The organism is Streptomyces sp. NPDC001617 (assembly GCF_053596855.1).
In genome coordinates this window covers 24238-43442 of sequence record NZ_JBSFHA010000033.1, presented here as the reverse complement: position 1 = coordinate 43442, position 19205 = coordinate 24238, and the positions used below count along the sequence as shown (strand labels likewise).

The 19205-nt window shown below is 71.2% G+C and carries 17 protein-coding genes; 10 read left to right on the top strand and 7 right to left on the bottom strand.

Annotation, left to right across the window (positions count from 1 at the left end):
- The first annotated feature begins 50 nt into the window (after positions 1-50).
- Positions 51-872 carry a DMT family transporter gene (locus ACWC09_RS24615; protein WP_450852786.1) on the top strand — a complete coding sequence of 274 codons (822 nt, stop codon included), beginning with the start codon at positions 51-53 and terminating at the stop codon, positions 870-872.
- Between the two features lie 58 nt (positions 873-930).
- On the opposite strand, the gene ACWC09_RS24610 is transcribed toward ACWC09_RS24615, so the two are convergent.
- Entirely contained in the window at positions 931-1710 is a 780-nt protein-coding gene (locus tag ACWC09_RS24610) for a DUF3050 domain-containing protein (RefSeq protein ID WP_450852737.1), read from the bottom strand.
- Positions 1711-1938: 228 nt separating this feature from the next.
- On the opposite strand from ACWC09_RS24610, the gene ACWC09_RS24605 reads away from it, so the two are divergent.
- From ACWC09_RS24605 to ACWC09_RS24580, 6 genes are read left to right on the top strand one after another with little or no spacing between them, the layout of a single operon-like run.
- Entirely contained in the window at positions 1939-2517 is a 579-nt protein-coding gene (locus ACWC09_RS24605) for a hypothetical protein (RefSeq protein ID WP_450852736.1), read from the top strand.
- Between the two features lie 29 nt (positions 2518-2546).
- Positions 2547-4760 carry an aminodeoxychorismate synthase component I gene (pabB, locus tag ACWC09_RS24600; protein WP_450852735.1) on the top strand — a complete coding sequence of 738 codons (2214 nt, stop codon included), beginning with the start codon at positions 2547-2549 and terminating at the stop codon, positions 4758-4760.
- Entirely contained in the window at positions 4757-6283 is a 1527-nt protein-coding gene (locus tag ACWC09_RS24595; RefSeq protein WP_450852734.1) for a benzoate-CoA ligase family protein, read from the top strand. The genes pabB and ACWC09_RS24595 overlap by 4 nt, the downstream gene beginning before the upstream one ends.
- A 41-nt stretch (positions 6284-6324) precedes the next feature.
- Positions 6325-7887: a class I adenylate-forming enzyme family protein gene (locus ACWC09_RS24590; RefSeq protein ID WP_450852733.1), complete on the top strand. Its 1563-nt coding sequence runs from the start codon at positions 6325-6327 to the stop codon at positions 7885-7887.
- An 8-nt stretch (positions 7888-7895) separates the two neighbouring features.
- Entirely contained in the window at positions 7896-9062 is a 1167-nt protein-coding gene (locus ACWC09_RS24585; protein ID WP_450852785.1) for an FAD-dependent monooxygenase, read from the top strand.
- Positions 9063-9081: 19 nt separating this feature from the next.
- Entirely contained in the window at positions 9082-9891 is an 810-nt protein-coding gene (locus ACWC09_RS24580; protein ID WP_450852732.1) for an aminotransferase class IV, read from the top strand.
- Positions 9892-9992: 101 nt separating this feature from the next.
- Here ACWC09_RS24580 and ACWC09_RS24575 read toward each other — a convergent pair whose 3' ends face one another.
- Complete coding sequence (locus ACWC09_RS24575; protein ID WP_450852731.1) at positions 9993-10472, bottom strand: carboxymuconolactone decarboxylase family protein; 480 nt, start codon at positions 10470-10472, stop codon at positions 9993-9995.
- Between the two features lie 49 nt (positions 10473-10521).
- Positions 10522-11955 carry a MocR-like pyridoxine biosynthesis transcription factor PdxR gene (gene pdxR, locus ACWC09_RS24570; protein ID WP_450852730.1) on the bottom strand — a complete coding sequence of 478 codons (1434 nt, stop codon included), beginning with the start codon at positions 11953-11955 and terminating at the stop codon, positions 10522-10524.
- A 47-nt stretch (positions 11956-12002) separates the two neighbouring features.
- On the opposite strand from pdxR, the gene ACWC09_RS24565 reads away from it, so the two are divergent.
- From ACWC09_RS24565 to ACWC09_RS24555, 3 genes are read left to right on the top strand one after another with little or no spacing between them, the layout of a single operon-like run.
- Positions 12003-12500: a carboxymuconolactone decarboxylase family protein gene (locus tag ACWC09_RS24565; RefSeq protein WP_450852729.1), complete on the top strand. Its 498-nt coding sequence runs from the start codon at positions 12003-12005 to the stop codon at positions 12498-12500.
- Positions 12497-12973 carry a carboxymuconolactone decarboxylase family protein gene (locus ACWC09_RS24560; RefSeq protein WP_450852728.1) on the top strand — a complete coding sequence of 159 codons (477 nt, stop codon included), beginning with the start codon at positions 12497-12499 and terminating at the stop codon, positions 12971-12973. The genes ACWC09_RS24565 and ACWC09_RS24560 overlap by 4 nt, the downstream gene beginning before the upstream one ends.
- Complete coding sequence (locus ACWC09_RS24555) at positions 12970-13698, top strand: isocitrate lyase/PEP mutase family protein (protein ID WP_450852727.1); 729 nt, start codon at positions 12970-12972, stop codon at positions 13696-13698. The genes ACWC09_RS24560 and ACWC09_RS24555 overlap by 4 nt, the downstream gene beginning before the upstream one ends.
- Here the strand turns inward: ACWC09_RS24555 and ACWC09_RS24550 are convergent, their stop codons facing one another.
- From ACWC09_RS24550 to ACWC09_RS24535, 4 genes are read right to left on the bottom strand one after another with little or no spacing between them, the layout of a single operon-like run.
- Positions 13699-14661 carry an ABC transporter substrate-binding protein gene (locus tag ACWC09_RS24550; RefSeq protein WP_450852726.1) on the bottom strand — a complete coding sequence of 321 codons (963 nt, stop codon included), beginning with the start codon at positions 14659-14661 and terminating at the stop codon, positions 13699-13701.
- A gap of 1 nt (position 14662) precedes the next feature.
- Entirely contained in the window at positions 14663-16618 is a 1956-nt protein-coding gene (locus tag ACWC09_RS24545; protein WP_450852725.1) for an ABC transporter permease, read from the bottom strand.
- Complete coding sequence (locus ACWC09_RS24540) at positions 16618-17673, bottom strand: quaternary amine ABC transporter ATP-binding protein (protein WP_450852724.1); 1056 nt, start codon at positions 17671-17673, stop codon at positions 16618-16620. Before ACWC09_RS24540 ends, ACWC09_RS24545 begins: the two co-directional genes overlap by 1 nt.
- Positions 17673-19202 carry a GMC family oxidoreductase gene (locus tag ACWC09_RS24535; protein WP_450852723.1) on the bottom strand — a complete coding sequence of 510 codons (1530 nt, stop codon included), beginning with the start codon at positions 19200-19202 and terminating at the stop codon, positions 17673-17675. Before ACWC09_RS24535 ends, ACWC09_RS24540 begins: the two co-directional genes overlap by 1 nt.
- Positions 19203-19205: the final 3 nt, after the last annotated feature.

The following is a 19205-nucleotide window of genomic DNA, read 5'->3' as shown; positions in this document are numbered from 1 at the left end:
GCCCCCCTCCGGTCGGGCCTCTCCCCTACAGTCACTTTGTGATCTTTGGGATGGTGTGCGCTCTCGGTGCGGCGGTCTGCTTCGGTACGGCGACCGTGTTGCAGGCGGTTGCCGCGCGGGCGGCGACCGCGGGGGGCGGCGGGGAGGCGGCGCTGCTGCTGCGGGCGCTGCGGCAGTGGCGGTACATGGCCGGGCTCGCCTTGGACGGGCTGGGCTTCGTGTTGCAGATCGTGGCCCTGCGGTCGATTCCCATCTACGCGGTGGCGGCGGCTCTCGCCTCCAGTCTGGCGGTGACGGGGGTGGTCGCGGCACGGCTGCTGCATGCGCGGCTGAGCGGGGTGGAGTGGGGTGCGGTGGGGGTCGTGTGCGCCGGGCTCGCGATGCTGGGGCTGGCGTCCGGGGCCGAGGGTGACCGTGCCGGGTCGGCGGCGTTGAAGTGGGCGATGCTCGCGGTGGCCGTCGCGGTGCTGTTGCTCGGGCTGGTCGGCGGGCGGTGGTCCGGGCGGGGGCGGGCGCTGGCGCTCGGGCTGGGGGCCGGATGCGGGTTCGGGGTGGTGGAGGTGTCGGTACGGCTGATCGACTCGCTCGCACCGTCGCATCTGCTCACCAATCCGGCGACGTATGCCCTGCTCCTCGGTGGAGGTGCCGCCTTCCTGCTGCTGACGTCGGCACTGCAGCGCGGCTCGGTCACCACGGCGACCGCGGGCATGGTGATCGGCGAGACGATCGGGCCGGCGGCGGTGGGGGTGGTGTGGCTCGGGGACCGCACACGGGAGGGCCTGACCTGGCTGGCGGTGCTGGGGTTCGCGGTGGCGGTGGCGGGGGCGTTGGCGCTGGCACGGTTCGGGGAGGCGCCGGCGGAGGAGGCATGACGGCCGGGCGCCCCGAGCCGTCGGTCTCCTCACCCCTCCGCTCCGAACCCCCCAGCCGCTACCCCATCGCCTCCGTGATCCCGTCCCACAGCCGCGACCTGGCCTCCAGGGCGAGCGTCGCCGTCTCGACGGCCTGTTCCCAGCGGGCATCGTCCGTGCCGCAGAGGTCGGCCACCATCTGGAGGGCCATGGGGGTGTGCTCCTCGCCGTCGACCTCGATGTGGCGGGCGAGGTAGTCGCGGAAGAGGGGAAAGCGTTCGGTGCCCTCCTTGTTGATGACCTGGTCGAACATGTCGGGGATCAGGTCCTCGCGGGAGAAGGCGAAGGCGGCGGCCCGACAGTGCAGGGGCCGGTCCTCGATGATGGCGAAGGTCGTGCGGACGAACTCGGAGGCGGGGAGCGGGACTTGGGCGCCTCGCAGGGCCGCCGGGACGCCGTGGCCCTCGGTGAGGAGGGCGAGGAACGTGTCGAGGCGGGTCGTGTCGGCGCCGGCCTCGGCCATGGCGGCGCGGTAGAGCTCGAAGTGGCTGGTGAAGCCGCCGTTCAGTTCGTCGCTCTCCTCGACCAGGACGATGTCGTTGATGAGACGCCGGCTCACCTCCGTGCCGCGGGGGACCCAGGGGACGTCGACGCAGGTGAGGTCCCGTTGCAGCGACTTCAGCAGGGACATGAAGTCCCACACGGCGAAGACGTGGTGCTCCATGAACGTCGCCAGGTCCGCACGGCTGTTTATCCGCTGGTAAATGGGATGGGCGGTGACTTCTTTCCGTGCGGGCTCGATCACGGAACGGGCCCGGTCTATTCCCTCATGGTTCATATCCCAGTCGTACCTGGACATGTTTCTCCTTCGGTCCGGAAAATCCGGGGAGGTTCGGGGAAAGCGATCGTGCAGCTTTTATGACCCACCCGGCAAGCGCTTCCCCGAATTAAGGAAAAGTTACCCAGAGTAGAGCTCCGCAGAGTGCACCAAGATGACCGAAAGGCCGATAAAAGTTACGATCCGGACAGTTGAAAAAACGTCGTTGAAGATTTGAACGTGGTGTGGAGTTCTCGCGTACTGGACACCGTGACCAGTAATCCCGTCACCGTCACCGTGGCCTATCACGTGACCCCGGGCCGCGAGTCCGACTTCCACTCGTGGGGGTGGGCGATGCTGGGCGCGAGCGCGCAGCAGCCGGGCTTCATGGGGGGTGGCGTCCTTGTCGACCGAGAGGCGGAGTGGCATGTCGTCTATCGCTTCGCCAGCGAGGGGACGGCCCGGGCCTGGGAGGACTCGACCGAACGGGCGCAGTGGGACGTCCGGACGGCGGGCTTCGCCCGGCAGACGGAGCGCAGGAGCGTGCGGGGTTCCAAGGTGTGGTTCGACTCCCAGACCACCACACCGAAGGCACCCGCGCCGCCGCCGAAATGGAAACTGTGGTTCATCAACATGAGCGCGGTTTTTCCGCCGGTCCTCCTGTTCAATCTGATCGTCATTCCCTATCTCGGCGGACTGAATCCGCTCGTCCGCACACTGCTGTTGTGCCTGTGTGTCACGGCTCTCGTCACCTGGATTCTGATGCCCCGGCTTCAGCGTTTCTTCAAGAAATGGCTGTATCCGCCGCTCCAGGCACTTCGCGGACGGCACAAAAGACGGACCGCATAGGCCCGCAACGAACCAAGGGAGGTGGGCGGGTGAAGACCCTGCTCATCGACAATTACGACTCGTACACCTACAACCTGTTCCAGCTGATCGCCGAGGTCAACGGCGAGGAACCGGTTGTGGTCCTGAACGACGCCACCGACATCCACGCCGGAATTCCCGATCTTGTGGAATACCTCACGCAATTCGACAATGTCGTGGTGTCGCCGGGGCCCGGGCATCCGGCCGAGGCCCGTGATTTCGGGCTCAGTGCCGTCGTGCTCGCCGAGTCGGCCATCCCCGTGCTCGGCGTCTGCCTGGGGCACCAGGGCATCGCGCTCGGGGAGCAGGGCGTGGTGGCGCCCGCACCGCAGCCCCGGCACGGGCATCTGTCCACGGTCCGGCACGACGGACGGGACCTGTTCCAGGGGCTGCCGCAGGACTTCACCGCCGTGCGTTACCACTCGCTGGCGGTGCACGAGCCGCTCCCGGAGACGCTGGAGGCGACCGCCTGGGCCGAGGACGGGGTGCTGATGGGGATCAGGCACCGCAGCCGGCCGCTGTGGGGTGTGCAGTTCCATCCGGAGTCGGTGCTCACCGAGTACGGGCACCGGATGCTCGTCAACTTCCGCAATCTCACGGCGGAACGGGCCCGCAGACTGCGTACGAAGAACACCGCCGTCACCCCGGCCGCGGCCGCGATCCCCGCCCCCGCCGCGGCCATCCCGCGTCCTCGACGGGCCGCCCCCGCCTACCGCCTGCACTCCCGTCGGATCGCCGGCGCGGTCGACGCGGAGGCCGCGTTCACCCGGATGTACGGGGCGTCGCGGCGGTCGTTCTGGCTGGACAGCGCGCTGGTCGAGGAGGGGCGGTCGCGGTTCTCGTTCTTCGGTGACGACAGCGGGCCGCTCGCGGAGTACGTGCGCTACGACGTCGAGAGCGGGCGGTGCGAGGTCGAGCGGGCCGGGCGACCGACGCGGAAGGTCGCGGCGAGCGTCTTCGACTATCTGAGAAGGCAGTTGACGAGCCGGAGGGTGGATGCGGGCGGGTTGCCGTTCGACTTCACCGGGGGCTATGTCGGCTACTTCGGCTACGAGGTGAAGGCCGACTGCGGTTCCCCGAACCGGCATGCGTCCGAAGTGCCGGACGCGTGCTGGCTGTTCGCGGACCGGTTGATCGCGGTGGATCATCTGAGGGGGTTCACCTACGCGGTCTGTCTCGCGGAGGACACCCCACAGGGCGCTCGGGAGGCCGAGGACTGGCTGGAGAGCGCGGTGGGCCAGCTGACCTTCGTCTCCGCGGACCCCGAAAGGCCGCCGTTGCCCGCCACCGCGGAGCCCGACCTCGGCGCCGCCGAGCCGTGGCTGGTACGGGACCGGGCCAGGTATCTCGCCGACATCGAGGCCTGTCAGCGGGAGTTGAGGGCCGGGACGAGCTACGAGATCTGTCTCACCAACGCGGCCCGCTTACCCGCTCCGCCCGATGCGTTCGACTTCTACCGGGTGCTGCGCCGGGTCAACCCGGCCCCGTACGCGGCCTTCCTGAGGTTCGGGGACGTCGATGTGGCCGGCTCCTCCCCCGAGCGGTTCCTGCGGATCACCCGGGACGGGGTGGCCGAGGCCAGGCCGATCAAGGGGACCGCGCCGCGCGGTGACGGGCCGGAGGAGGACGCCCGGCTGAGGGACGCGCTGGCGGCGGACGGCAAGACACGGGCCGAGAACCTGATGATCGTCGACCTGCTCCGCAACGACCTGGGGCGGGTGTGCCGTACGGGCTCGGTGCGGGTGACGCGGCTGATGGCGACGGAGACGTACGCGACCGTGCATCAGCTCGTCTCCACCGTCGAGGGACGGCTCAGGGACGGTACGGACGCGGTGGACTGTGTACGGGCCTGTTTTCCCGGCGGTTCGATGACCGGGGCGCCGAAGCTGCGGACGCTGGAGATCATCGACTCGCTGGAGACCGAGGCGCGTGGGGTGTACTCCGGGGCGCTCGGCTACCTGGGGTGCAGCGGGGGTGCGGATCTCAACATCGTCATACGGACCGCTGTCATCGCCGATGGGCTGATGCAACTGGGCGCCGGAGGTGCGATCGTGCTCGACTCCGATCCGGTCGCCGAGTACGACGAGATGCTGCTGAAGACCGCGGCGCAGATGCGTGCCCTGCATCTGTACACCGCGGACCGCATACGGGAGCAGCGGGAGTTCACGACGGCCCGCGCCGATGCCCGGCATGAGCACACGGTCGCCGAGGAGTCGGTGCGATGACGACTCCGCAGACGGTGCCGGCCCCGGTCGACACCGAGGCCCCCGGCAATCTCGCCGCCCAGCTCGCCGATCTCGCCGAGCGGCGCGGCTGGGCCCACCGGGCCGCCTTCCATCAGGGTCACCGTGCCTGGACCCACGGCGAGGTGCACGCGCTCGCGGCCAGGGCGTCCACCGTGCTGGCCGGTCACGGGGTGCGGCCCGGTGACCGGGTGGTGCTGGCGATGCCCGACGGGATCGCCTGGGTGACGGCGTTCCTCGCCACCGCCCGGCTCGGTGCCGTGGCCGTGCTGGTCAACCCCGAACTCCCGGCGGCCGACCAGGCGTTCATGGCGGCGGACACCGGGGCCGTGCTGTGTGTGACGGGCCCGGGGCTCGAGGACCGGTTCGCGGACCGCCCCCGGCTCGGCGCCGACCAGCTGCTCGCGCTCACCGCCACCGCCGGGCCGGCCCCCGCCCACCCGGTCGACGCGCACAGCCCGCTGTACGTGCAGTACACGTCCGGCACCACGGGCCGTCCCAAGGGCGTGCTGCACACACACGGCGACCCGAAGGCGTACCACGACCTCATCGGCCGCCGGCTGCTGCGGATCACGCAGGACGACGTGACCCTCTCCGTGTCGAAGCTGTACTTCGCCTACGGCTTCGGCAACGCCTTCGTCTTCCCGCTGTTCTCCGGTTCGTCCGCCGTGCTGGTGGACCGGCGGCCCACCCCGGCCGCCGTCGACGAGCTGGTGGCCCGGCACCGGGTGACGCTGCTGTACTCCGTGCCGTCGGCGTACGCGGCGCTGGTGGCGGACCGGGGCAGCGGCCACGAGGCCTGCTTCGGCTCGGTGCGGGCCGCGGTGTCGGCCGGTGAGGGGATGCCCGACGGGCTCGGGCGACAGATCACCGAGCTGCTCGGGGCGCCGGTGCTGGAGCAGATCGGCTCCACCGAGGCCGGTCACGCGTTCTGCGCCAACAGCTTCGACCACAATCACCCCGGCACGGTCGGCCGCCCCGTCCCCGGCTTCGAGGTGGAGCTGCGCGACCGCGCGGGCCGCCCCGTGCCGGACGGCGAGGAGGGCGAACTCTGGGTCCGCGGGCCGACGTTGACGCCCGGCTATCTCAACCGGCCCGAGGAGACCGACCGCACCCTGGTCGGCGGCTGGCTCGCCACCCACGACCGGGCGCGCCGCGAACACGACGGCACCTACCGGCACCTGGGCCGCGCCGACGACATGGAGATGGTCGGCGGCATCACCGTCTCCCCGCTGGAGGTGGAGGCCGTTCTGCGCGGCCACCCGGCGGTCAAGGAAGTCGCGGTGGCCGCCGTCGCCGACGGGACCGGGGCGAGCCGGCTGCGCGCCTTCGTCGTACCGGTCGCCCCGAACCCGAACGGCAGTCTCCAGGACGACCTGCTCCGACTGGCCCGCGACCGGCTGGCCGCCTTCAAGGTCCCCCGCAGCGTCAGCCTCGTCCCCTCCCTCCCCCGCACCCCCACCGGCAAGCTCCGCCGCCACCTGGTCCGCCAGGGCGCCTGGTGAACCCCACCGACCTGGTGAACCCCATTGAAAGGAACGGCCACATGCGAGAGCAGCAACCCCCGTTCGCCGACCGGGGGTTCTACCTCGGCCCGATGTTCCGGCGCGCCGCCGACCGCCACGGAGCCGTCTTCGTCACCCTGGACCGCCCGCTGGACACCCACCCGGCCCTCGGCGTCGACCTCACCTACTCGGCCCTGGCGGACGTCGTCGAGGAGCTGTCCGGACGGCTGTGGGACGCGGGGGTACGGCCCTCGGAGCAGGTGGTCGTCCACAAGACGGACAACGTCGACATCGTGCTGCTGACCTGCGCGATCTCCCGCATAGGGGCGGTGCCGGTGCTGCTCTCGCCCGGTCTCGCCGGTGAGGTGGTCGGACAGCTGGTCGAGCGGCTCAAGCAGCCGTGGCTGGTGACCGACCGGGCCAAGCTGGAGGGACCGCTGAAGGGGGTCGGGCTGCGCGTGCGGCGCGTGCTGTCGGTGGACGAGGCGTCCGGGGCCGACTCCCTGGAGATGTACGCCGGTGCCGAGCGCCCGGCGGCCGTACGGCTGCACCCCCGCGAACCGGCCCTGATCACCCACAGTTCGGGCACCACCGGCGTCCCCAAGCTCGCCGTGCACTGCGCGAACACCATGTGGAACCGGCTCGTACCGCAGAAGGCGATGGGCTGGCCCACACGCGGAGAGACGGCGGCACTGCACATGTCGTTCGTGCACTCGCGCTTCTACCATCTCCTCGGCGTCCTGCTGCACTTCGGCAGCCCGCTCGTGCTGATCACCGATCCGGACCCGGCCACGGTGGGGCCGCTCCTCGTGCGCCACCGGCCCGGCATCGTCGAGACCCACCCGAACACCTTCGTGCTGTGGGAGGAGTTGGCCGAGGCGCCGGGCGCGCCGCTCTCGCGGGTGCGGTCGTACGGGTCGACGTTCGACGCGATCCATCCGCGGACGGTACGACGGCTGCTGGACGCCTCGAAGCGGCGTACGCCGTGGCTGATCCAGCTGTACGGGCAGAGCGAGACGGGGCCGGTCGCCTTCCAGTGGTTCACTCGGCGCAGTGCGGCGCGGGCGGACGGACGGCGGGTCGGGATCGGGATACCCGGGTTCACGCGCATACGGGTCACCGGCACCGACGGCCGGCCCACCGCACCCGGAACACCCGGCCGGATCGAGGCGCGCACCCGGGGCCGCATCCTCACCTACCTGGGTATGCAGGACCGCTACGACCGTCAACTCACCGACGGCTGGTGGGAGATGGGTGACATGGGCTACCGCAGCCGGCTGGGCGCCCTGTATCTGATCGACCGCGAGATCGACCAGATCGACTCCGTGCACAGCAACCTCGAGGTGGAGGACGCTCTCATGGACCGGCTGGAGGAGCTGCGGGAGGTCGTCATCGTGCCGGGGGCGGACCGGGAGCCGGTGCCGGTGGTGTGCGTGCGCGGCGAAGAACCCCTCGATCCGGAGCGGTGGCGGGAGGCTACCGCCGACCTGCCGGCGATGGCCGAGCCGAGGCAGTGGCGGTTCGAGGAACTGCCGATGACGGCGACCTGGAAGGTGAAACGGGTGGAGATCACCCGGCTGCTGGCCCAGGGCGCACGCGCGTGAGACCGGTCATGGTGGTGGGCGCCGGGCCCGTGGGGCTGTCGGCGGCGCTTGCGCTGCGGGCCCACGGGCTGCCGGTCGTGCTGCTGGAGGCGGAGGCGAAGGACCGGGTACGGCCGGGCAGTCGGGCCCTGTTCGTCCACCGGGAGACCCTCGCCCTGCTGGAGGGCATGCAGCCGGGGCTGGCCGAGGAGATCACCTCGTACGGACGGACCTGGCAGACGAAACGCACCCTCTACCGCGGCCGTGAGGTGTACTCCCGCACCTTCCCGCCCCCGTCCGGTCCGCCCCCTTTCACCAGCCTGCGCCAGGTCGACACCGAGCGGTTCCTGCGGGCCGCCTGCGAGCGGGCCGGGGTGGAGTTCGAATGGGAGGCGCGGGTGACGGGCGTACGGACGACGGAGGCGGGCGTCGAACTGGCCTGTGCGGACGGGCGGGAGTGGAGCGCCGGGTACGTCGTCGCCGCCGACGGGGCGCGGTCCGCCGTACGGCGGGGGCTGGGCATCGCCATGGAGGGCGAGCGGGGTGAGGGGTTCCATGTGGTCGTCGACGTGGCCGAACTCCCGGACACCGAGCCGTCGTCGGAGCGCGTCTTCCACTACGAGCATCCGGGCGTCGGGCGGCGCAGTGTGATGCGGGTGCCGTTCACCGGGGGGTTCCAGATCGACCTGCAGTGCCGGGACGACGACGCGCAGGAGGACTTCGGGACGCGGGAGGCCGTACGGCGGTGGCTGCCGGCGGTCGTCGGGGACGCGTACACGGAACGGCTGTTGTGGGTGTCGACGTACCGTTTTCTGCGGATGGTCGCGGCCAAGTTCGCCGATCCCCAGGGCCGGGTGCTGCTGGTGGGCGAGGCGGCACATCTGTTCCCGCCGTTCGGGGCGCGGGGCATGAACAGCGGGATCGCGGACGCGGCGGCGGCCGCGGAAGCCGTGGCCGCGGGGACGGCGGAGGCAGTCGCCGGCTTCGCCGACGTACGGCGGGCGGCCGCCCTGTTCAACAGCGCCGCCGCCGGCACCGCGCTCGACCATCTGCGCCCTCGACGCCGGATCGTGCGGGCCCGGCAACGCGCGGCGGCTGCGCTCGCGCCGGTGCTGCCGTGGTGCGGGGCGTGGCTGGAGCACGCGCCGTACGGGCCTCGGGGCGGGGCGCCGGCGGTGGCGGGCCGTAAGTACTGAGAGTTCTGGAGGTACGGCTGTGGCTCAACCTGTCGTCACGGAAGGCCTGTTGGCGTGGACACCCGCCGGCGGGCTGACCCCGGCCGAGGAGCCGGGTGGGCGGCTGCTCGTCGCGGACTCCTGGCTGGTGCGAGAGGGGAGAGTGCGCGGGTTCGAGCGGCATCGGGAGCGGTTTCTGCGGGCGTGCGGGGAGTGCGACGGGCCGCCGTTGCGTCGGCTGCTGGAGTTCTGGCGGGACATGACGGACGCGCTGCCACGTACGGGCGCGTGGTTTCCGCGGGTCGAACTCGGCGTCGGCGCAAGGGAGTTGCGGCTACTGCTGCGGGTTGCGCCACCGCTCGGAACGGGCGTACGGGTCTGGGCCGCGGGTCAGTCCGATCCGCGGACCGTACCTCGTCGCAAGGGACCGGACCTCGACACGCTGGCCCGGGTTCGCCGGCGGGCGTCCGGCGAGGGGGCCGAGGAGGTGGTGCTCGTGGCGCCCACCGGCGTCGTGCTGGAGGCGGCCACCGCGAGCGTGCTGTGGTGGGAGGACGACACCCTGTGCCTGCCCCCGCCCCGGCTGCCCGTCCTGCCCGGAGTGACCGTCGCCCTCATCCAGGAACGGGCCCGCCGCGAGGGCATTCGCGTCGCCCACCGCGAGCGGACGGTCGCCGAGCTGGACGGCCTCGAGGTGTGGCTGGTGAACGCGCTGCACGGCATCCGGCCGGTGACGGGCTGGGCCGGCGGGACGGGTGAGGCGGAAGGGTCGCTGCGGGCGGCACCGGCACTCCGCGCGCCGGAATGGCGGAAATGGCAGGACGAAATCATGGAGCCGCTGCCGGAATAATCCCGGGGAAAAAGAACCACGGGCATCGGTGTCACCGATGCCCGCATTCCGCATTACTTCTTTCCCTGCTTCCTTCTCTGCTTCTTCCTCTGCTTCTTTCTTTACCTCTTCGCCGGCTGATAAGCGCCCGGCGTCATCCGGGTCGCGATGGCGATCCGGTTGTACGCGTTGATGACGGTGGCCGCCCAGATCAGGGCCGCGATCTGGGCCTCGTCGAAGACCTCGGCGGCCTCGGCGTAGACCGCGTCCGGTACGCGGTCGTCGGCCACGAGGGTCACGGCCTCGGTCAACGCCAGTGCGGCGCGCTCGCGTTCGGTGAAGAAGGGGGTCTCGCGCCAGGCGTTCAGGGCGTAGATCCGCTGCTCGGTCTCGTCGGCCGCGCGGGCGTCCTTGGTGTGCATGTCGAGGCAGAACGCGCAGCCGTTGATCTGTGAGGCGCGGATCCTGATCAGTTCCAGGAGTTCCGGTTCCACCTTGGCGTCCTGCGCCGCGGAAACAGCGGCGGCGTGCAGGGAACCCATCGCCTTCGACACATCGGGGGTGATTTTCTTCAGGGCCACACGGGATATGGAATCGCTCATGAGGTGACTCTATCCGCGCAGCCGTATTCCTGAAAAGAAAACGGCGCGATTACGAGTCCGTCCCTTCCGGCAACGCGGCGCACAGCGCGTCCAGCGCACCCGACCAGGCGTGGTCCGGCGGAGTCCCGTACCCCACGACCAGCGCGTCCAGCGGCCGGGCCGTGGCCCGCGGATGCCGGTAGAGGCGCAGTCCGTGCACCGCGAGGTCCTGCCAGGCCGCCGCCCGCAGGGTCGCCTGCTCGGTGCCCGGCGGAAGGCGCAGCACGATGTGCAGGCCGGCCGCGATGCCGGTGGCGCGGATGTGCGGGGCCCGGTGGGCGAGTTCGGCGACGAGGGCGTCGCGGCGGCGCCGGTAGCGCAGTCGGGCGGCGCGTACGTGGCGGTCGTAGGCGCCGGAGCCGATGAACTCGGCGAGGGTCAGCTGGTCCAGGGCCCCGCAGGAGTCGACGCGGCCCTTCGCCCGCAGCGCCTCCCCGAGGAGCCCCGGCGGCAGCACCAGCCAGGCCAGGCGCAGGCCGGGGGCGAGGGACTTGCTGGCCGTGCCCATGTGGACGACGTGGTCCGGGTCGAGGCCCTGCAGGGCGCCGACCGGCTGGCGGTCGTAGCGGAACTCGCCGTCGTAGTCGTCCTCGACGACCAGTCCGCCGGTGCGGCGCGCCCAGTCGACGACGGCCGCCCGGCGGTCGCGGTGCAGCACACCGCCCATCGGGAACTGGTGGGCGGGGGTCAGCAGAACGGCCGACTGGTCCGCCAACTCGCCTGGATCCGTGCCGCGTTCGTCGAACGGCAGCGGGACGGTGCGCAGACCGGCGTCCGCCAGCAGGTCCCAGTGGACGTAGAGGCCGTACGACTCCACGGCGACCGTGCTCGCGCCGCGCGCCCGCAGCACCGCCGCGAGAATGCGCAGGCCGTGCGAGATGCCGGAGCAGATCAGGATGCGGTTCGGGTCGGCGCGTACGCCACGGGCGCGGGCGAGGTAGCCGGCGAGGGCGGTGCGCAGTTCGACGCGGCCGCGGGGGTCGCCGTAGTCGAAGGCCTCGTTCGGTGCGGTGGCGAGGGCGCGGCGGGCGGCCTTGAGCCACTGGGCGCGCGGGAAGGCGGCGAGGTCGGGGGTGCCGGGGATCAGGTTGTGGGCGGGGCGGCCGGGGACACGGGGGTTCGGCGCGGTGGCGGTCGGCGGTGCGACGGCACTCCCCCACTGCCTTGAGGGCGTGGGAGGTACCCGCATCGCGACGCTCGTGCCCGAGCCCTGCCGCGCCGTGAGCCAGCCCTCGGCCACCAGGTCGGCGTATGCGTCGGCGACCGTGTTGCGGGCGATGCCCAGGTCGGCGGCGAGGGCGCGGGAGGAGGGCAGGCGGGTGCCGGGGGCCAGGCGGCCGGTGCGGGCGGCCTCGCGCAGGGCGTCGGTGAGGCCCCGGCGGACGCCCGGTCCGGTCGGTTCCAGGTGCAGGTCGACGCCAAAAGTGGCCCAGGATTTCGCCATGGAAATGGACCATACCCCTGGGCTGCCCGGCTCCTAGGGTCGAAGGCATGACCACAGACACAACCACCGAGTACGCCGCCGAGCGGCCCGCCCGGATGCGCTGGGCCAAGCACGCCCCCGAGGTCTACAAGGCGATGGTCCGCCTCGACACGGCCGCCAGGCAGGGCCTCGATCCGCGGCTGGTGGAGCTGGTTCGGCTGCGCGCCTCCGCGCTCAACCACTGCGCGTTCTGCCTCGACATGCACACCAAGGACGCGCTCGCGGCGGGCGAGAGCGTCCAGCGGATCGTGCAGCTGCACGCGTGGGAGGAGTCGCAGCACTTCTACACGGAGAAGGAGCTCGCCGCGATCGAGCTGACGGAGGCCGTCACCGTCCTGACCGACGGTTTCGTCCCCGACGAGGTGTACGAGAAGGCCGCCGAGCACTTCGAGGAGGCCGAGCTGGCCCAGCTGATCGCCACCATCGCGGTGATCAACGCGTGGAACCGCTTCGGAGTGACCACGCGCGCGGTGCCGGGTCACTACCAGGCGGGCGATTTCTCGTGACGGCCCGTACGCAGGTGCTCGACCGCGCGGTGGGGCAGGCCATGTCCGCGCTGAGCGCCGCAGCGAAGCGGGGCCTGGGCGACCCCGCCCTCGCCGAGCTGGTCGTCATCCGGGCCTCGCAGCTCAACCACTGCGCCTTCTGCCTGGACATGCACCTCACGATCGCCCGCAAGCACGGAGTGAGCGAGACACAGCTGGACCTGCTGGCCGCCTGGGAGGAGGCGGGCGACGAGGTCTTCGACGCGCGGGAGCGGGCGGCGCTCGCGCTGACGGAGGCGGTGACCGTGTTGACCGGGGGTACCTCCCGGACGAAGTCTGGGGGAGGCTTTGTGCCCGATGAGGTGTACGCCGAGGCCGCCGAGCACTTTGACGACCGCCAACTGGCCCATCTCATCGGTCTGCTGGTCGCCATCAACAACTGGAACCGGGTGATGGTCAGCCGCCGGATCCCGCCTGGGGGGTACACACCGTGAGCAAGGTCGACGTCTTCCGCTCCCTGCACCGACGCCGTGCGCCCGGTGACCCGCTCGTCCTCCCCGGGCCCTGGGACGCGGTCAGCGCCGGGGTGTTCGTGAAGGCCGGGTTCCCGGCGCTCGCGACGCCCAGCGCGGGGATCGCGGCCTCGCTCGGGTACGAGGACGGGTCCGTGCCGGCCGACGAGATGTTCGCTGCGGTGGCGCGCATCTCCCGGGCCGTGGACGTGCCCGTGTCGGCCGACCTCGAGGGCGGGTACGGGCTGGCGCCGAAGGAGCTGGTGGAGCGGCTCCTGGAGACGGGGGCCGTGGGCTGCAACCTGGAGGACTCCAGCGGGGGCGTCCTCAAGGACCCGCACCGGCACGCCGAGTGGCTGGCCGAGGTGCGCCACGCGGCCGGGGACTCCCTCTTCGTCAACGCCCGCGTCGACATCTTCGAGTACGGCGACGGCAACCCCGAACGTGCCATTGAGCGGGCCGCGTTGTACGTCGCCGCGGGCGCCGACTGCATCTATCCGATCGGCGCCCCGACGGACGTACTCCCGCTGCTGCGGTCCGGTGTCCAGGGACCGATCAACGTGTACGGCAAGCTGGACGGCGGTGGCCCGGGGCCCACCGAACTCGGTGAACTCGGGGCCACCCGCGTCACGTTCGGGCCGGGGCTGCTGCGCTGGGCGTCGCTGGCCCTGCAGGGCATGACCGAGCATCTGATGCAGCGGCTGTGATCACAACAGCCACGCCTTCCAGGTGGAGGTGTGGCTGTCCACCCACTTCTTCGCCGCCTGCTCGGGCTTGAGCTTCTGGTCGGCGATCAGCAGGGAGACCTCGTTCTGGTCCTCGGTCGTCCACCTGAACTTCTTGAGGAAGGCCGCCGCCTTGCCGCCCTTGTTCGCGAAGTCCGCGTTGAGGTACTTCTGCAGCGGGGTGTGCGGGTAGGCACAGGCGACCTTCGCCGCGTCGGCGTCGCAGCCCTCCTTGTACGGCGGCAGCTTCACCTCGGTCATCGGGACCTTCTTGAACAGCCACTGCGGGGCGTACCAGTACGTCAGGAAGGGCTTCTTCTCCTTGGCGAACTGCTTCATCTGCGTGATCTGCGCGGCCTCGGAACCGGCGAAGACCACCTGGTAGTTCAGTTTCAGGTTGCTCACCAGCGCCTTGTCGTTGGTGACATAGGACGGTGAACCGTCCATCAACTGGCCCTTGCCGCCGCTCTCCGCGGTGCGGAACAGCGACGCGTACTTGTTGAGGTTCTTCCAGTCGGTGATGTCGGGGTGCTGCTTGACCAGGTACGTCGGCACGTACCAGCCGATGTGCCCGGTGACCCCCAGCCCGCCGCCCCGCGCGATCGTCTTCTTGTCGTCGACGTACCGCTTCTCCTGGTCGGGGTGGCCCCAGTCCTCCAGGATCGCGTCGACCCGGCCCTGGCTGAGCGCGTCCCAGGCGGGCACCTCGTCGACCTGGACGGTGTCGACCCGGTAGCCGAGCTTGTGCTCAAGGAGGTACTGGGCGACGGCGACGTTCGCCTGCGCACCGACCCAGGACTGGACGGAGAGGGTCACGCTCTTGGCGCCCCCCGCGTTGGCGAAGGGCGAGGCCTGCTTGGTCATGTCGGCGGCGCCGCAGCCGGTGAGGAGGGAGAGGGCGGATACTGAGGAAACGATCAGAGTTGTCCTACTGCTCAGTATCATGTCACATACCACCCTTCGCGTCCTGAGCACGGCGTTCCGTCGGCTGCGTCACCCGGTCCAACATCAACCCCAGGCACACGATCGCCCCACCGGCCACCAGCCCCGTCGCCAGGTCACCCTGCGCCAGCCCGAAGACCACGTCGTAACCGAGCGCACCCCCACCGACCAGACCGCCGATGATGACGACGGCGAGGACGAGGACCACGCCCTGGTTGACGGCCAGCAGCAACGCGGGCCGGGCGAGCGGGAGTTGGACCTGCCGGAGCTGCTGCACGGGGGTCGCGCCGAGCGAGCGCGCCGACTCCAGGGCGGCCGGGTCGACCTGGCGCAGACCCTGTGTGGTGATCCGTACGACGGCCGGCAGCGCATAGACGACGGCCGCCGCCACGGCCGGCGCGCGGCCGACACCGAAGAGGGCCACCACCGGGATCAGATACACGAACTGCGGCATCGTCTGGAAGACGTCCAGGACGGGCCGGAGCAGACGCTCGAACCGGTCGCTGCGGGCGGCCGCGATGCCGGTCGCGAAGCCCAGGACGAGGGTGACGGCCACGGCGGCGAGGACCTGGGAGAGCGTGTCGAGAGAGGGCTTCCACACGCCCAGCACACCGATCCCCGCCATGGCGAGGACGGCGGTGAGGGCGGTGCGCCAGGTGCCGATCAGCCAGGCCAGGGTGGCGACCAGGAGCAGGACCGACCACCAGGGCAGCCACTGGAGGCCGCCACGGACGGGGTCGAGGACCCAGGTGGTGAAGTGGCCGGCCCAGTCGGCGGTGCCGCCGACGACCGGGACGCCGGAGTAGAGGTGCGCGGTCATCCAGTCGACGGAGCGGTTGACCGGGTCGGCGATATTCAGGGTCCAGGCGCCAGGCCAGTCGAGGCGGCCGGCGACACGTCCGGCGACGGCCGCGACCACGGCGGCGACGGCCGCGTAGAGCCAGAGGCGTCGGGTGTTCCCGCGCTCCTCGCCGGCGTGTTCGCCCGCCGCGCCGGTGACCCGGTCGAGGACGACGGCCAGCAGCACGATCGGGATGCCGGCCGCGAGGGCCGCGCCCACGTCGACCGAGGCGAGGGCCTGATAGACGCGGTCACCGAGACCGGCGGCGCCGATGACCGACGCGATGACCGCCATCGACAGGGCCATCATGATCGTCTGGTTGAGGCCGAGGAGGAGTTCCTTGCGGGCCAGCGGGAGACGGGCGGTCAGCAGGCGCTGGGGAGCGGTGGCGCCGAGGGAGTCGACGGCCTCCAGGACCTCCTTGTCCGCGCCGCGCAGGCCGAGGGAGGTGAGGCGGGCCATCGGCGGGGCGGCGTAGACGACGGTGGCGAGGACGGCCGCGGGGACGCCGATGCCGAAGACCAGGACGACCGGGAGGAGGTAGGCGAAGGCGGGCAGCACCTGCATGGTGTCCAGGACCGGGCGGAGGGCCCGGTCGAGGCGGTCGGAGAGACCGGCGGCGAGGCCCAGGAGTGCGCCTACGATCACCGACGCGAGAACGGCCACGACCATCACGGCCAGCGTCTGCATGGTCGGCACCCACATGCCGAGCAGCCCGCAGGCCAGGAAGGCGGCCCCGGTGCCGAGGGCGAGCCTGACGCCGGCCGTCCGCCAGGCGACGAGGGCGCCGATGGCCGTGACGCCGGCCCAGCCCGCGGCGAGCAGGACCAGGTAGACGGCGCGTACGGAGATGACGACCGCGTTGCTGACGTAGCCGAAGCCGTAGAGGAACAGGGGGTGGGTGTCGCGGTTGTCGATGATCCAGTCGCTGGCGCTGGTCAGCGGCTTGGAGAGGTCGACGGTGAGGGCCTCGGGCCAACTGCCGCTGGCCCACCGGGCGTTGGCGAGGGGGACGAGGACCGCGGCGGCCAGGGCGATGAGCAGGAGCTTCTGGACCGCCCGGTGTTTCAGGAGGCCGCTGGGGAGGATGCGGGGAGCGGATGCGGTGACCGTTGCCATCAGACGGCCTCCTTCCGCGGCTCCGTTCCGGCGACGACGCCAATGAGCCTTTCGTGGTCCACGACGCCGAGACAGCGTCCGTCGTCCACGACACAGGCCGCCTTGCCGCTGTGGGCGACGACCTTGATCGCGTCGGCCACGACCTCGTCCGGAGCCAGCGCACCGGGATGTCCCGGCCCGCCGCACTCCCCGGCCCGCATGGCGGTCCGTACCGTCATCACCTGCTCGCGCGGCACGTCCCGTACGAACTCCCGGACGTAGTCGTCGGCCGGAGAGCCCACGATCTCCTCCGGGGTGCCCAGCTGGACCACCCGGCCGTCGCGCATCAGCGCGATGCGGTCGCCCAGTCTCAGGGCCTCGCTCAGGTCATGGGTGATGAAGACCATTGTGCGGCCCTCCTCGCGGTGCAGGCGGATGACCTCCTCCTGCATGTCCCGGCGGATGAGGGGGTCGAGGGCGCTGAACGGCTCGTCGAACAGCAGGACTTCGGGGTCGACCGCCAACGCCCTCGCCAGGCCGACGCGTTGACGCTGGCCCCCGGACAGCTGGGCGGGACGGCGCTGTTCCATGCCCTCCAGGCCGACCTTGGCGACGACCTCCGCCGCCCGCTTCCGCCGCTCCGCCTTGCCCACGCCCTGGATCTCCAGGCCGTACGCCACGTTGTCGAGGACCGTGCGGTGCGGGAGGAGGCCGAAGTGCTGGAAGACCATCGCGGCGCGGTGGCGGCGCAGTTCGCGCAGCCGGGACCGGTCCATGGCGCGGACGTCCTCGCCGTCGATGGCGATGGTGCCGGCCGTCGGCTCGATCAGCCGGGTCAGGCAGCGGACCAGCGTGGACTTGCCGGAGCCGGACAGGCCCATCACCACGAAGACCTCGCCCTTGCGCACGTCGAAGGAGACGTCACGGACGGCGGCCGTGCAGCCGGTGCGGGACCGGAGTTCGGCGGGTTCGAGGGCGGTCAGTTCGGGGTCGGCCGGGATCCGGTCCGCCTTCGGGCCGAAGACCTTCCACAGGCCGTCGACGGAGAACACCGGGTTCTGCGGGGTCGTACTCATCACGCACCACCTCCGATCAGTTCGACCGCCTTCTCGCCGACCATCAGCACCCCGATCATCGGGTTGACGGCGGTCATCGTCGGGAAGACGGAGGCGTCCGCGACACGGATGCCGTCCAGGCCGCGGACCTTCAACTCCGGGTCCACGACCGCCAGTTCGTCGTCCGCCGCGCCCATGCGGCAGGTGCCCGCAGGGTGGTACACGGTGTGCGCGACCTTGCGGGCGTACTCGCTCAGTTCCTCGTCGCCGGTGACGTGCGGCCCCGGGCACACCTCGCGCTTCAGCCAGCTGGCCAGCGGTTCGGTCCGCGCGATCTCGCGGGCGATACGGATGCCGTCGACGAGGGTGCGGCCGTCGTAGTCGTCCTCGTCGGTGAAGTAGCGGAAGTCGAGGGCCGGTTTGACGGACGGGTCGGCGCTGGTGAGGTAGAGCCGGCCGCGGCTCTTCGGCTTGGGGATGTTGGGGGTCATCGAGACGCCGTACGCAGGCCGCTCGTAGCCCAGTCGCTCCGGGTTGTCCGTGAACGGGACCTGGTAGAAGTGGAACATCAGGTCCGGGCCCGCGTGTTCGGGGTCGCGGCGGACGAACAGGCCCGCGTCACTGTCCATCGCGGAGTTCTCGGGGATGGGGCCGTTCGTCTCCCAGACGATCACCGACTCGGGGTGGTCCAGGAGGTTCTCGCCGACGCCGGGCAGGTCGTGCGCGACCGGGATGCCCAGGGCTTCGAGGTCCTTGGCCGGTCCGATGCCGGAGTGCAGGAGCAGACGCGGGGAGTCGACGGCGCCCGCGCACAGGACGAGCTCGCGGCGGGCCCGTACGAGGATCTCCGCGCCGTCCTTCGTGCGGACGTGCACCCCCTCGGCGCGGGTGCCGTTCAGCTCCAGCCTGTACGCCCAGGTCTCCAGCAGGATCGTCAGGTTGGGGCGGTCGTCCATCACCGGGTGGAGATACGCCACCGACGCGGAGGAGCGCTTGTTGTTCTCGGGGTGGTAGGCGAGGTCGAAGAAGCCGGCGCCTTCGTTGAAGGGCTTCTTGTTGAAGCCCTCGATCCGGGGGACGTCCGTCGCCTTCCGCGCCGCGTCGACGAAGTCGCGGGCGATGGCGTTCCGGTCCTTCTCGTCGACCGGCACGATGTTGTTCCTCAGCCGGGCGAAGTACGCCTCCATGGGGACCGCGCCCCAGCCCTTGGCGCCGGCCTCCTCCCACTCGTCCCAGTCGGAGGGCAGCGGTTTGAAGGCGATGAGCGTGTTGTGGGAGGAACAGCCGCCGAGGACACGGGCGCGGCTGTGCCGTATGTGGGAGTTGCCGCGGGGCTGTTCGGTGGTCGGGTAGTCGTAGTCGAGTTCACCGCCGAGCAGGCCCATCCAGCGGCGCAGGGTCAGCACGTCCTCACGGCCGACGTCGCTGGGGCCGCCCTCGATGACGGCGACGGTGGTGTCGGGGTTCTCGGTGAGGCGGGAGGCTATGACGGAGCCGGCCGTGCCGCCGCCGATGACGACGTAGTCGTAGACGTGGGGGTTCTCGGGCATGGG